The organism is Clostridium gasigenes, from assembly GCF_017348895.1.
GTDB classification, from domain to species: domain Bacteria; phylum Bacillota; class Clostridia; order Clostridiales; family Clostridiaceae; genus Clostridium; species Clostridium gasigenes.
In genome coordinates, this window is record NZ_CP071376.1 from 2,808,138 (window position 1) to 2,821,970 (window position 13,833).

At 28.9% G+C, this 13,833-nt stretch carries 7 protein-coding genes and 1 pseudogene; 6 read left to right on the forward strand and 2 right to left on the reverse strand.

Annotated elements, in window-relative coordinates; all coding sequences use genetic code 11:
• Window positions 1-169 precede the first annotated feature (169 nt).
• From J1C67_RS13095 to J1C67_RS13115, 4 genes and pseudogenes are all read left to right on the forward strand, one after another.
• Entirely contained in the window at window positions 170-1,900 is a 1,731-nt protein-coding gene (locus tag J1C67_RS13095; RefSeq protein ID WP_167867132.1) for an ABC transporter ATP-binding protein, read from the forward strand.
• On the forward strand, window positions 1,897-3,678 hold the full coding sequence (locus tag J1C67_RS13100) for an ABC transporter ATP-binding protein (protein ID WP_167867131.1): 1,782 nt from the start codon (window positions 1,897-1,899) through the stop codon (window positions 3,676-3,678). The genes J1C67_RS13095 and J1C67_RS13100 overlap by 4 nt, the downstream gene beginning before the upstream one ends.
• 127 nt (window positions 3,679-3,805) lie before the next feature.
• A pseudogene (locus J1C67_RS19975) lies at window positions 3,806-4,258 on the forward strand (AAA family ATPase); the annotation flags it as partial.
• Window positions 4,259-4,634: 376 nt separating this feature from the next.
• The gene (locus tag J1C67_RS13115) at window positions 4,635-5,588 is read left to right on the forward strand and encodes an L-lactate dehydrogenase (RefSeq protein ID WP_089965390.1); all 954 of its coding nucleotides are present in this window, start codon (window positions 4,635-4,637) and stop codon (window positions 5,586-5,588) included.
• Window positions 5,589-5,650: 62 nt separating this feature from the next.
• On the opposite strand, the gene J1C67_RS13120 is transcribed toward J1C67_RS13115, so the two are convergent.
• Together J1C67_RS13120 and J1C67_RS13125 are read right to left on the reverse strand one after the other, a co-directional pair.
• A complete protein-coding gene (locus J1C67_RS13120; RefSeq protein WP_167867130.1) occupies window positions 5,651-6,475 on the reverse strand; it encodes an RMD1 family protein in 825 nt (274 codons plus the stop codon).
• A gap of 227 nt (window positions 6,476-6,702) precedes the next feature.
• Complete coding sequence (locus J1C67_RS13125) at window positions 6,703-7,212, reverse strand: ferritin (protein WP_167867129.1); 510 nt, start codon at window positions 7,210-7,212, stop codon at window positions 6,703-6,705.
• A gap of 465 nt (window positions 7,213-7,677) precedes the next feature.
• On the opposite strand from J1C67_RS13125, the gene J1C67_RS19725 reads away from it, so the two are divergent.
• Both J1C67_RS19725 and J1C67_RS13135 read left to right on the forward strand, forming a co-directional pair.
• Window positions 7,678-12,459, forward strand: a complete 4,782-nt coding sequence (locus J1C67_RS19725; protein ID WP_167867128.1) for a CehA/McbA family metallohydrolase — start codon at window positions 7,678-7,680, stop codon at window positions 12,457-12,459.
• 78 nt (window positions 12,460-12,537) lie between these two features.
• Window positions 12,538-13,680 carry a YibE/F family protein gene (locus J1C67_RS13135; RefSeq protein ID WP_089965401.1) on the forward strand — a complete coding sequence of 381 codons (1,143 nt, stop codon included), beginning with the start codon at window positions 12,538-12,540 and terminating at the stop codon, window positions 13,678-13,680.
• Window positions 13,681-13,833 lie beyond the last annotated feature (153 nt).

The following is a 13,833-nucleotide window of genomic DNA, read 5'->3' on the forward strand; positions in this document are numbered from 1 at the left end:
GGTTTTCATAATAAAAAAAGGATAAATAATTAATAATTATAAAAAAACCATTAGAAATAATAACCAAAGTTGTGTACAATTAAAGATAGATAAGCAAAATGCAACAAATTATAATTTAAAGAATATATATAGAAGTTATAATGAGTTTTTACAGAAGGAGTAAAAAAGAATGAAATTAATATTAAAATATTTAAAGAAATATAAATTGCTTGTTTTATTAAATGTAATATCAGTATTTGGATTTGCATTAGTTGAACTTGGAATACCAACTATAATGGCTAAGGTAATTGATATAGGAATAGTTAATCAGGATATATCCTATATAAAACGAAGTGGACTTATAATAGTAGTAATTTCGATAGTAGGAGTTATGGGAACCATATTACTTGGATATTGTTCTTCAAAGATTTCTAGTAGTATAACACGGGATATTAGAGATGATATATTTGAAAAAACACAAGAGTTTTCTCATAGTGAATATGATAAATTTGGAATATCATCAATGATTACTAGAACAACTAATGATGCTTTCCAATTATTACAGTTTACAAACACACTTCTAAGATTAGGATTACTTACACCAGTTATGTTTACTGTTAGTTTAGTAATGATTCTTAGAACAAGTTTACCTCTATCTATAGTATTAGCGGTAACAATACCATTTATATTAATTGGGGTAGTAGTTATAGCTAAAATTTCTCATCCATTATCAGAAACACAACAAACAAGTTTAGATAGATTAAACAGAATATCAAGAGAAAATTTAACTGGTATAAGGGTAATTAGGGCCTTTGGAAATGATAATCATGAAAAAGAAAGATTTGCAGAAACTAATAATAATTATACAGATGTTTCTAAAAAGATACATAAACTTATGGCAGTTTCTCAACCAAGTTTCTTTTTCTTGTTAAATTTAGCGATTATAGCTATATTTTGGGTCTCAAGTAAAATGATAAATACAGGAAGTTTACAAGTTGGACAATTAGTTGCATTTATAGAATATTTATTTCATGCAATGTTTTCTATTATGTTGTTTTCAATGGTATTTATTATGTATCCAAAAGCACAGGTTTCAGCTAATAGAATTCAAGAATTGTTAGATGCTAATCCTCTTATTAAGAATCCTAAAAATGGTGTTAAAGATACAAAGATAAAAGGTGAAGTAGAATTTGAAAATGTTACATTTACTTATCCAGATGGGGAAGTACCTGTACTTAAAAATATATCCTTTAAAGCGAAAAAAGGAGAAACAATTGCATTTATAGGAAGTACTGGTAGTGGGAAAAGTACCCTTATTAATTTGATTCCAAGGTTTTATGATGTTACAGAAGGTAGTATCAAAATAGATAAAGTAGATGTTAGGGATTATGACTTGAAATCATTACGTAAAAAGATTGGATTTATACCTCAAAAAACATTGTTATTTGCAGGTAGTATAGGTAACAATATTAAGTTTGGGAAAAGAAGCGCAAGTAAAGAAGAAATGGAGCATTCCGCAAAGGTAGCGCAAGCTTATGACTTTATTACACATAAACCTAAAAGATTTGATGAATTAATAAGTGAAGGTGGAGCTAATGTATCGGGAGGTCAAAAGCAAAGACTTTCTATTGCAAGAGCATTAGTTAGAAGACCAGAAATATATATCTTTGATGATAGTTTTTCGGCCTTAGATTTTAAAACAGATGCAACACTTCGCGCTAAGTTAAAAGAAGAAACATCAAATTCAGTAGTTTTAATAGTTGCTCAAAGAATAGGGTCTATTATGGATGCTGATAAAATTATAGTTTTAAATGAAGGCGAAGTAGTGGGAATAGGTATTCATAAGGAATTATTAAAAACTTGTGAAATATATCATGAAATTGCATCATCTCAACTTACAGAGGAGGAACTTGCACAATGAAAGAAATAAAAAAGACAATAAGAGATCTTGCTCCTTTTGTAAAACCTTATAAAGTACCATTTATGGTTGCTATTTTATTTGTAATAACAGCAGCTGTTTTTACGGCTATCGCACCAAGAACAGAAGGACTTATTATAACTCAACTTACAAAAGATGTACTTAATATTGGAAAAGGGATTGAAGGTGCATCTGTAAACTTTAGTTACATTATAAAAGTATTAATCTTATTATCAGGTGTATATATATTTAGTGCAACATCAACATATATAGCAAGTTTTTTATTAACTAATGCTATTCAAAACACCATGAGAGATTTAAGAAATGCTACTTCAGATAAAATCAGAAGACTTCCAATAAGTTATTTTGATAAAAATAGTTATGGAGATGTATTAAGTCGTATTACAAATGATGTAGATACAATTTCTAATGCGCTTCAACAAAGTTTTGTTCAAGTAGTAAACTCGGTGTTATCTGTAACACTAGCACTTACAATGATGTTTATAATTAATGTAAAAATGGCATTTTTAGCAATGCTTATAATACCAATAAGTTATTTTGTATCTAGATTTATAGTTGGTAAATCACAAAACTTATTTGAAAAACAACAAAAAGCTTTAGGGAAATTAAATGGTAAAGTTCAAGAAATGTACACTGGATTTAACGAAATAAAATTATATGGTAAACAAGAGGATTCTATAAGGGACTTTAAAGAAGTAAATGAAGAACTTCTTGAAAATGGGTTTAAAGCTCAATTTATATCAAGCATAATGTCACCACTAGTATCTCTTGTAAGTTATTTGGGAATTGCAGCAATTGGAGTTGTTGGAGCAATTAATGTTATTGCTGGAACAATTACAGTTGGTAATCTTCAAGCGTTTATACGTTATATATGGCAAATAAATCAACCTCTAAGTCAAGTAACGCAATTATCATCGGCAATACAATCAGCATTTGCAGCAGTTCACCGTGTATTTGAAATATTAGAGGAAGAAGAAGAAACACCAGATAAAGAAAATTCAATTAAACTAGAAAATCCAAAAGGAAATGTTGCTTTTGAACATGTTAAGTTTGGATATGGAGAAGATAAAACTTTAATACATGATTTAAGTGCAGAAGTTAAAAGTGGGCAGATGGTTGCAATAGTTGGGCCAACTGGAGCGGGTAAAACCACACTAATAAATCTATTAATGAGATTCTATGATATTCAAGGCGGAGCTATAAAAATAGATGGAGTAGACACTAGAGATATGACTCGTGAGGGTTTACGATCAATCTTTGGAATGGTTCTTCAAGATACTTGGTTATATAATGGAACCATTCAAGATAATATAGAATACGGTAGATTTGGAGCAGCTAAAGAAGAAATAGTAGCAGCTGCAAAAGTTGCTAATGTTCATCACTTTATCAAAACACTTCCAGATGGATACAATATGTTCCTAAACGAAGAAGCTTCAAATATATCACAAGGAGAAAAACAACTGCTAACAATAGCAAGAGCTATAATATCCGATCCTGCAATACTAATACTAGATGAAGCAACAAGTTCAGTAGATACAAGACTTGAACTACTACTTCAAAAAGCTATGAAAAATATAATGAAAGGCAGAACAAGCTTCGTTATAGCACATAGACTTTCAACAATACGTAATGCAGATTTAATTCTAGTAATGGATGAAGGAAATATTATAGAACAAGGAAACCACGAAGAACTAATGAAAAAAGGTGGTTTCTACGAGAATCTATATAATAGCCAGTTTGGAGATAAAGAAGAAGATTAAGGCATCTCCAAATATATTTAGAAATAAGCCAATGATATAAAAATATCATTGGCTTATTTTATAATATTTTATATAAGGCATAGTAAAATAAATACAAAAGAACTTATAGATAATGATTTTGAGGAAGCATCAGATGTTTTTAAGCTTTATAGGAATGCTTAGAAATAAATATTTAGATAGAGAAGTAGGTCGTGATTATACTTTTAAATCAGTTATATTAGTAGGAGTATATGATGTGAAAACATTAAAATTAAAGCTAAGACAATTAGAAGAATCTAAATATAATTCACCGTGGAATATAGTTATTGATTTTAATGTTGATATGAGCTTTTCGGAAAAGAAATTTCAACAATGTTAGAAGAATATTCAAAAATCAGTAAGATTATATTAGAAGAAAAAAATACTTTGTTTGATTCATTAATAAAAAAACTAGAAAATTATGAAGAATTATATAAGTATATAGAAGATATATTAGGGAAAGGTAGATGTATCAAATAAGATATTTAAAGAATTAATATATAATTATATGGTATCAAAATTAGAAAATACCTATAGCAAAATGGACGGATATAATTTTAAAGATCAGTTTCTACAACCAAATGGAGGCTTAGATATCGAAAAGATACTTAAAAGGTTCCAACAATTTATGAAAGAACAATAATCATTAGATATTAATGATTTAGATAAGGGATATTTAATTGTATTTAATTTCAATAAGGGAAAAGAATTTAAAGAAGAAAGATTACAAGTTAAAGGTAAGGATATTTTTGAGGTTTTTGTTTAAATGGATGTAAGATTTGTTAAAAAGAAAAAAAATTGTTAAAAAAATAACCTTATCTATTGATAATTATTATTAACTAATATATAATTGAATCATAGTAAAAGGATAAGAATTAAATAAGAAATAAGATGCGTTTAGCAAATATTAAATTAAAACTAAAAGGGAGATGAAGGTAATGATAAAAACTAAAACAAATAAAATTTCTATAATTGGTGCAGGGTTTGTAGGATCTGCTACAGCTTTTGCTTTAATGCAAGATGGAATTGCTTCGGAAATTGTTATTGTTGATATAAATAAAGATAAGGCTGAAGGGGAAGCTATGGATTTAGCTCATGGAGCAGCCTTTGTGAAATCAGTTGATATTAAAGCTGGGGATTACGCAGATACTAAAGATTCGGATATTGTAATAATCACTGCAGGTATAGGTCAAAAACCAGGTGAAACAAGGTTAGATATTATAAATAAAAATCTAAAGGTATTTAAATCAATAGTACCTGAAGTTGTTAAATATAGCCCGAATTCTATATTGCTTGTAGTTTCTAACCCTGTAGATATTTTAACTTACATAACTTATAAATTATCGGGTTTCCCTAAGGAAAGAGTTATTGGCTCAGGTACAGTATTAGACACTTCAAGATTAAAATATATGCTATCAGAGCATTTTGATATTGATGCTAGAAATGTACACACTTATATTATTGGTGAACATGGAGATTCCGAAATTACAGCATGGAGTTTAACTAATATTGCAGGTATGGATGCTGATAGTTATTGTCAAACTACTTGCACAAAATGTGATGGTAGCTTTAAAAAGCAAATACCAGAGCAAGTTAAAGATGCTGCTTATGACATAATTAATAGGAAGGGATATACAAATTATGCAATAGCATTAGCTGTTACAAGAATTACAGAAGCAATACTAAGAGATGAAAATTCAATTCTAACAGTTTCATCATTATTTAATGGACAATATGGTATTGAAGATTTATATCTTGCAATTCCTACTATAGTAAACAGAAGCGGTGCAAGAAGAATACTTGATGTTAAATTAGCTAAGGATGAAGAAGAAAAGCTAGTTGAGTCAGCTAAAATACTAAAAGAACATTTATCAAAATCAGAAATCAAATAGAAATCTAAAAACCTAGAAATAATTAAATTTCTAGGTTTTTGATAAATACAGGTAGTTATTTATCAACCTATAAACCAGTACAGAAGCTTTAGTACAGGTTCTTTAAAAGCAAAAACTACTTCTATGAATATTAAGAGTATAACTATAATTTCTAATTCAGTAGCTTTTTTTGAATGACTTAAGTTTGCAAAAACTTCAGTAGTGTTTAAAAGTGCACTAAATTTATCATTAAGATTTTCATATCTATCATTAAGCTCAAAAAGATCCGCAAGATCATCAAAAAGCATCTTTGCTTCTTCATTTTTCCAAGCTACAGCAGGTTTATCAAGTAGCATAATATAAGAAATTGTATTATTTTTAAGAGAAAGTATATGTCCTATTATAGTGGCAGCTTCTCTTTCTTTTATACTTAGCTTTCCCTTTTTTAAAGACTCAGTTACTTTTTCAACTTCATCAAAAATAACATCTATTCTTTTTTCTATGGTTTCAAGCGCTACAGATTTAGCTAAAACTAGGGCAGTAATATCTAAATGATAGACTTCTATATTCTTTAAAAATAAATCGTCATAGGTTAACTCCATTTTTTCTTCTTCGTGGTTTAATAATCTATATTCATCAATACAATTATATTTAATTTCATTATTAACATTTTTAAAGCTACCTTCTATAGCTTTGATAGTTTTTAAAAATGATTCTATTTCCTCGTCACTATAATTAACAAAGACAGCAGAACCAAAATGATAGAGATAAATCACTTGGGTGTCATTGCTTTTTATTATTAAGGGTTCTTCCCATTTTATTTTTTTATTTATATTATAGTGTTTTGATATAACACTTATATTAAATTCACCACAAACAGACATGGCTTTAAAGTTGAAATTACTCATAGTATATCACTCCTAATAATATCTAGTGTTGACTAAGGGACAGAGGTTTATTCGTCATATTTTATTCGTAAAGACCATATTGAAAGATAACAATTCAATATTGGATGAATATAAAATTATGGATTTAAGCATAATGAAAAAAACGGGGTAAATTACCCCGTCAAAAATTTTCTATAAATATTAATAAATAAATGTAGAGATATTTTAAAAAATAATAAGCTAATATACTAAACTTTTGCTTGAGGAGTGAAAACTCTTGTTGCTAATTCATCATCTAACATATAAAGAGCAGCGGGGTTTCCTTCAACTCTCCTAAGTTTCTTGATTAATGAATTAAAAGTATTTTCTTCTTCAACTTGCTCATCTATGAACCATTTTAATAGGCTAATAGTAGAATGTTCTCTTTCATCATTAGCTATATCAGCTAGGTTATAAATCTTTTTAGTTACTATTTGTTCATGCTCATAACCGGTTTGAAAAACATCTAATAGGTTTTCATATTTTATTTGTGGTTGAGGAATAGTTTCAAGTTTAACCTCACCATTTTTTTGGAATATATATTCATAAAATTTTAGGGCGTGGGAAAGTTCTTCTTGAGCTTGAACTCTAAAGAAGTTAGCAAAACCACTTAAGTCAATTGATTCTGTATAAGCAGCCATTGCTAAATAAGTATATGATGAGTAGAATTCAAAGTTAACTTGATCATTTAAAACTTTTAATAAATTTTCACTTAACATAAAGTTTTCCTCCTAAAAGTAAATTAAACTATTGTTAATAACTATTATAAAATTAATAGTTATATAATTTAAATTATTCTATAATAAGTATTAAACAAAAGTCTTTATATAAATATTATAATAGTTGTTATAAAAATAAGCAAATTATGAAAAAAAATAACTATTCTTGAAAGGTATTAACAACTTAATTTTATTTTATAAGGACGTCTTGCTATATTAATAATAAACTAATATTAGAACATTATATATAAGGAAAAATATGATGAAATTATAAAATAATAACTAAACATATATTTACAAACAAGTAAAAAGTATATATACTTAGAAATAAATACAGATATTATAATTAGTTTAATTAAAATTATTTTAATATGTGTATAAGGATAATTATAATATAAAAAGGAGGGAAGGTTACGTATTATAAAAATATTAAATATATTTATATAATCTAAGGGGGAAGTACTAGTGAAAAATAAAAAGACCAAACAAATAAGTTGGCTTTTAGTTTTGTCAATGACTTTTGTAAATGTTTTCTCAACAACTGTTCCAGTTTTTGCAGCAGAGGTTGAAGATGAGGTATTGTTATTTCAAGGTTTTGATGAATTACCTAATGTGCCAGCTGGATGGACTTTGAATTTAGGTTTAACAGGAGATAAGCCTAGTGATAAGCCTTATAATTCTGTTACAGGAGGAAGTGTAAAAGCACCTTCATTAGCTATAAAAGGGACAAAAGCTAATGCAATCATTACTCCAACTATAAAAAATGAAGTTGATAGAAAAGCTTCATTTTGGGTAATGGGAAATCCTACAAACAATACGATACCTATGAGTTCAGTGTTGAAAATTCAGGGAATGACAGAGGGAATGACAGTAGAACAAGGAGAAGATTTAAAGGAAATAATTATTTCTAATAATACTCCACAAAAAATAGAAATAGCTTTCCCTAAAAAATATTCTAAAATGAAATTTTCTTACCAAAAAGTTGGTGGAAACATCGCACTTGATGACTTTAAAGTTGTAACAGCAAAAACATTTGAGGTTGTAGAAGTACAAGCAGTAAAATTAGATAAGACTATTGCAGCAATAGAAGCTGGTCAAGAGTCTTTAATTGGTCGTACGTTAGAGCCTGCCAATACTACTCAAACTTCATTAAAATGGACATCTTCAGACCCAACTGTATTAACTGTTGATAATGGAAAAATAAAGGGAATAAAACCAGGAGAAGCTACAGTTACAGTTGAGTCAATAGATAAGCCTACAGTTAAGGATGAAGTTAAGATTGTAGTTAATAAGGCTCAAGATAAAACAGGTCCAGAGGTTATTGAAAAAGCACCAACTGGAAGTTTGAAAAATATTAAGAGACCTGAAATTAGTGGAAAATTTATTGATGAATCAGGAATTGATTTGAAATCATTAAGTATATTCTTAAATGAAAAGGATATCACTAAGGATTGTACTGTAAATGAAAGTGGATTTAAGTTTTTACCTAAAGAAGACTTAAGTGATGCTAGCCATAAGGTAAGTATTAGGCTTGCAGATAAACTTGGAAATAAAACAGATGATAGTTGGAATTTTAGTTTAGGAATAGAAGGGAAAAATCTTTATTTTGGACAATTACATTCACATACAAACCTTTCAGATGGAACAGGAACAATAGATGAAGCCTATGAGTATGCAAAAAATAATGCTAAGGTAGATTTTTTAGCGGTAACTGATCATTCAAATTGGTTTGATAATGATGTAAAGGCAAATATAAACGATGGATCAGCAAGTGCTAAGTGGACTCAAGGTCAAGAAGCTGCAAAGGCACATACTGAAGATGGAAAATTCATAGGTATTTATGGCTATGAAATGACTTGGTCAAAATCTACTGGTGGATGGGGGCATATGAATACCTTCAATACAAAAGGTTTTGAAACAAGAACTAATAGTAAGATGGACTTAAAAACATATTACGATACTATAGGGAAGGTTCCAGAATCTATAAGCCAATTAAATCATCCTGGAAAAACATTTGGGGATTTTGGAGATTTTGCATTTTATTCAAAAGCAGCAGATAAGGTAGTAACGTTAATAGAAGTTGGTAATGGAGAGGGCCCTATTAGAGGTAGTGGATATTTTCCAAGTTTTGAATATTACACAAGAGCTTTAGATAAAGGCTGGCATGTAGCACCTACAAATAATCAAGATAACCATAAGGGTAGATGGGGAAATGCTAATTCAGCTAAGACTGTAATAGAAGCACCTTCATTAAATAGAGATGATTTATATCAATCAATGAGAGATATGAAGGTTTATGCTACAGAAGATGAAAATCTTAAGATTGATATGACAGTAAATGATAGTCCTATGGGAACTGTTTTAAAAGGAGCAACAAACTTAAACTTTAAAATAAATGCAAAGGATATTGAGGCTAATGATAAAATAGCTAAAATATCTATTATATCAAATGGTGGGGTTGTTGTTACTTCAAAGGAATTTGATACTTCAGATGCAACATGGAACTTTGACTTAAAACCTGAGAATTCTTATTACTATGTAAAGGTTGAAGAAAAGGATAAAGATATAGCTGTAACAGCACCAGTATGGACTGGAGAGAATACAGCAGTTGGGCTTACAACATTAGAGGCTGATTCAGAAAGATCAATATTAAATGAAGAGGTTCAATTAAAAGCATCATTATTTAATAATGATACTAAAGATTATAATGATGTTAAAGTAGAGTATTTCCTATCACAAAATGATAAGGAAGAAAAACTAGGAGACGTAGTTATTGCAAATTTAGGCGCAGGAAAAACTGAATTAGTTAACTACAAATGGACTCCAAACAAAACTGGTGATTATACTATCACAGCAAAAACATCTTTATTAGTAAATGGAGAAACTAAAAACTTTTTACTTAGCACTAAACATTCAGTAGTAAATAGTGCTGATCTTATTAAAGTAATGGTTGATGGTTCAAAACAAAATGACTATGTAGATGGAAAATATAAAAATATGATGACAGGATTTAAATCCATGATAGAAAAAAATGGTGGACAATATCTTTTAAATAAGGATGTAATAACAGAAAAAACATTAGAAAATATTAAGCTTTTTGTTATAACCGATCCACAAGGCACTGAATTTAAAGATAAAACAACAGGTAAAATAACTCTTTCACCACAAAAATATTCTGAAGCTGAAATAAAAGCTATAAAGAATTTTGTTGATAAGGGCGGAAATCTACTTATATCTGGAAAAGCAGATTATGGTGATGGAATAGGAGAATATAGTAATGATAAACAATTAAATCCTATATTAGAAGCCGTAGGTGCAAATTTAAGAATGAATGATGATCAAGTTATAGATGAGGTTACTTTTAGTAATCAAACATTTAGATTAGCATTTACTAAGTTTAATCCAAGTAAATATGGAATAACAAAGGACATACCAGAAGCACAAAAGTATAGTTTTTATAGTGGGTGTTCTGTTATAACAAAGAAAGATGCAGATAAATCAAAGGTTGAATTTTTAGTATCTGGACATGATACTACTAAAAATTCAGATGCAGATAAGGCTGGAGATGCTGAAATCACTGAGCCAGGAAAAGTGAATGTTCTAGGAGCAGAAGAACTTGCAAATGGTTCTAGAATTATGGTTGCGGGATCATCATTCTTCTCAGACTATGAAGTAACTGGTGATGATGTTAATGCAAATGTTAAAATAGCTGAAAACTCATTAAAATGGTTAGCTCCACAAAAAAAGGCTGAAAAGATATCTATAAAACAATTTAGAGATATTGCAGATAAAGAAAAAGGCCAAAAGTACACTATAGAAGGAACTGTAACATCTCAATCAGAGGCTGTTGCACCAAAAAATTCTTTCTTTGAAGTAATATATATTCAAGACGAAACAGCAGGGATAACAGTGTTTGGAGTTTCTAAAACACCGTTACAAGTTGGACAAAAAGTTAGAATTACTGGAATTACGGGATCTTATGAAAACGATTTACAAATAGCTATAGGTAATGAAACTGATGATTTAGAAATAATAGATAATGATATTAAACCAATAGATCCTAAGGTAATGACTACAAAGGATACTATGCTAAAGAGTAATGAAGGGTTATTAGTTAAAACTGTTGGTAAGGTAGAAAAAATTGTAGGTGATAGTCTATATATTAATGATGGTACAGGACTTGCAAGAGTACATCTTAATGGCTATATTTGGGATGGAAAAGATGAAAGTAAAAAGGGTAAATGGGATCAAAATATTAAGGTTGGTGACCAAGTTTCAGCCATTGGATTTGCAGCAGTAGATCCTGAAGGAAATAGAATAAGAGTTAGGAATTCTGGCGAAATAGTTAAGGAAAAGGATACTAAACCAGTTGATCCAACTAAGCCGGTTGATCCAACTAAACCAGTTGATCCAACTAAACCAGTTGATCCAACTAAACCAGTTGATCCAACTAAGCCAGTTGATCCAACTAAACCAGTTGATCCAACTAAGCCAGTTGAGCCAACTAAACCAGTTAATCCAACTAGACCAGTTGAGCCAACTAAACCAGTTGACACAACTAAACAAGGATATAAAGAAACTGTAAGCAATGGAACTAAGATATTAGTAATAAGTAAAATAGATAAAAAAGATGCGGAAAATGTTATAGATTGTAAAGTAGACTCAAATACTGAAGAAGTAGTAGTTGTGATTGAAGATATACAAGCTATAAAAGAAGGAAAAGGATCTATACTAGTTAACATTGGAAATATAGAAATAAATCTTCCATTTGCAACTATTGATAAGGATTTATTAGTTCCAGGATCAAAAGTAATATTGAAAAATAAGGTTATAGATAATCCTGATATAGTTAAAAACTTAAAAGGCGTTAAAAAAGTATATAGCTTTGATCTTGTTATAAAAGATGGAGACAAAGAAACTGCTATTCATAACTTTAAAGATGGATTTGCAGAAATTACAATTGCATTAAGTGATGATGAATTAAAAGGATTAAATAAAGATAATCTTACAGTATTCTATTACAACGAAGAAACTAAGAAATTTGAAATTATGGAAACAAGAGTAGTTGGTAATAAAGTTATATTTAAAACAAATCACTTCTCACAATATGTAATAGCTGAAAAACAAGATGGTAACAGTTTATTACCTATGACAGGAGGAGTAAATACAACTAATATTATTTTATTAGCACTTGCACTTATTGGAATAGGAGCATTTGCTATTAGAAGAAAAAAAATTCAAGTATAAGGGCTCTGAAAGAAAATAACTAAAGTAAATAGAGCAGAAATTTCTGCTCTATTTTTCAAAAATTAAAAGGAGGAAACCATGAAAAACTTAAAGAACTATTTACCAATAATAGTTGTAACAATAGTCTCAGTAATAATTGTAGCTATATCAAGTTCTATATATGATGGTGGATTCTTAAATGATAAGATGAAAAAAAATGTTTCTTATGAAAAAGCTATTGTGAAAAGCATTCAATCTGAAAAAATGCAAAATGATACAAAGCTAGATTATATAGAGGTTGGTACACAAGATATTTCCTTGGAAATTCAAAGTGGAGAATATAAGGGACAAATATATAATGTGAGAAACTCTGTTAGTAGATTATATAATATGAAAGTAAAGAGCGGATCTGAAGTTGTGGTTACTGTAGCTAAGGAAGATGGACAAATTAAAGATATTTCATTGTATACCCATAAAAAAGATACAGTAATGATAACGTTAATAGTTATATTTGCAATTCTAATAGTAGTAATTGGAAAAATGAAGGGATTAAAGTCGTTAGTAGCATTAATATTTACCTTCATAAATATAATTTATCTTATGGTACCATTAATGTTTAGAGGGGTTAGTCCAATATTAGCAGCTATTTTAGTTTCATTAGTGATAACGATTGTTACATTGTATCTTTTGAATGGTAATAGCAAAAAGACATATGGAGCAATTGCTGGAACCATGATTGGTATAATAACAGCTGGGATAATTGCATATATAGCTGGTAACTTATCTAATTTATCAGGTATTAATATGGAAAATACTGAAAATATACTTTATGTAGCAGAAAATTCAGCGTTAAAAGTTAATGGACTTATGTTTGCTGGTATTTTAATTGCGTCACTTGGAGCTATTATGGATGTTGCCATATCTATAGCCTCATCCCTTAGTGAAATATATGAAATAAATTCAAAGCTTACTGCTAAGGATTTATTTAAATCGGGCATGAATATAGGAAAAGATATGCTAGGAACCATGTCAAATACATTAATACTAGCCTTTGCAGGTGGAAGTTTAAGTCTTATTATACTTTTATCTTCTGCAAATATGAATTCACTTCAACTTTTAAATTTAGATGTATTATGTACTGAAGTAATACAAGGGATTAGTGGGAGTATTGGAATAGTTTTAACTGTGCCTTGTACAGCATACATATGTGCAAAACTATTTAAAATATCCTTAAAAAAATAATGAAAATAGAGGTAAAAGATAATAAAGTGATTTTTTCACCTTATTAAAATCTTGAACCTCTATTTTTATGCAGAAAAATAAATATATAAATATTTTTAATTTTATTTCATAGATAATTTGCTATAATTAAAAATGAATAAAATATAATAAGGA

Bases quoted from the DNA above. Each gene is read 5' to 3' on its own strand.
- J1C67_RS13095 (WP_167867132.1), top strand. From the start codon at position 170: ATGAAATTAATATTAAAATATTTAAAGAAATATAAATTGCTTGTTTTA.
- J1C67_RS13100 (WP_167867131.1), top strand. From the start codon at position 1,897: ATGAAAGAAATAAAAAAGACAATAAGAGATCTTGCTCCTTTTGTAAAA.
- J1C67_RS13115 (WP_089965390.1), top strand. From the start codon at position 4,635: ATGATAAAAACTAAAACAAATAAAATTTCTATAATTGGTGCAGGGTTT.
- J1C67_RS13120 (WP_167867130.1), bottom strand. From the start codon at position 6,475: ATGAGTAATTTCAACTTTAAAGCCATGTCTGTTTGTGGTGAATTTAAT.
- J1C67_RS13125 (WP_167867129.1), bottom strand. From the start codon at position 7,212: ATGTTAAGTGAAAATTTATTAAAAGTTTTAAATGATCAAGTTAACTTT.
- J1C67_RS13135 (WP_089965401.1), top strand. From the start codon at position 12,538: ATGAAAAACTTAAAGAACTATTTACCAATAATAGTTGTAACAATAGTC.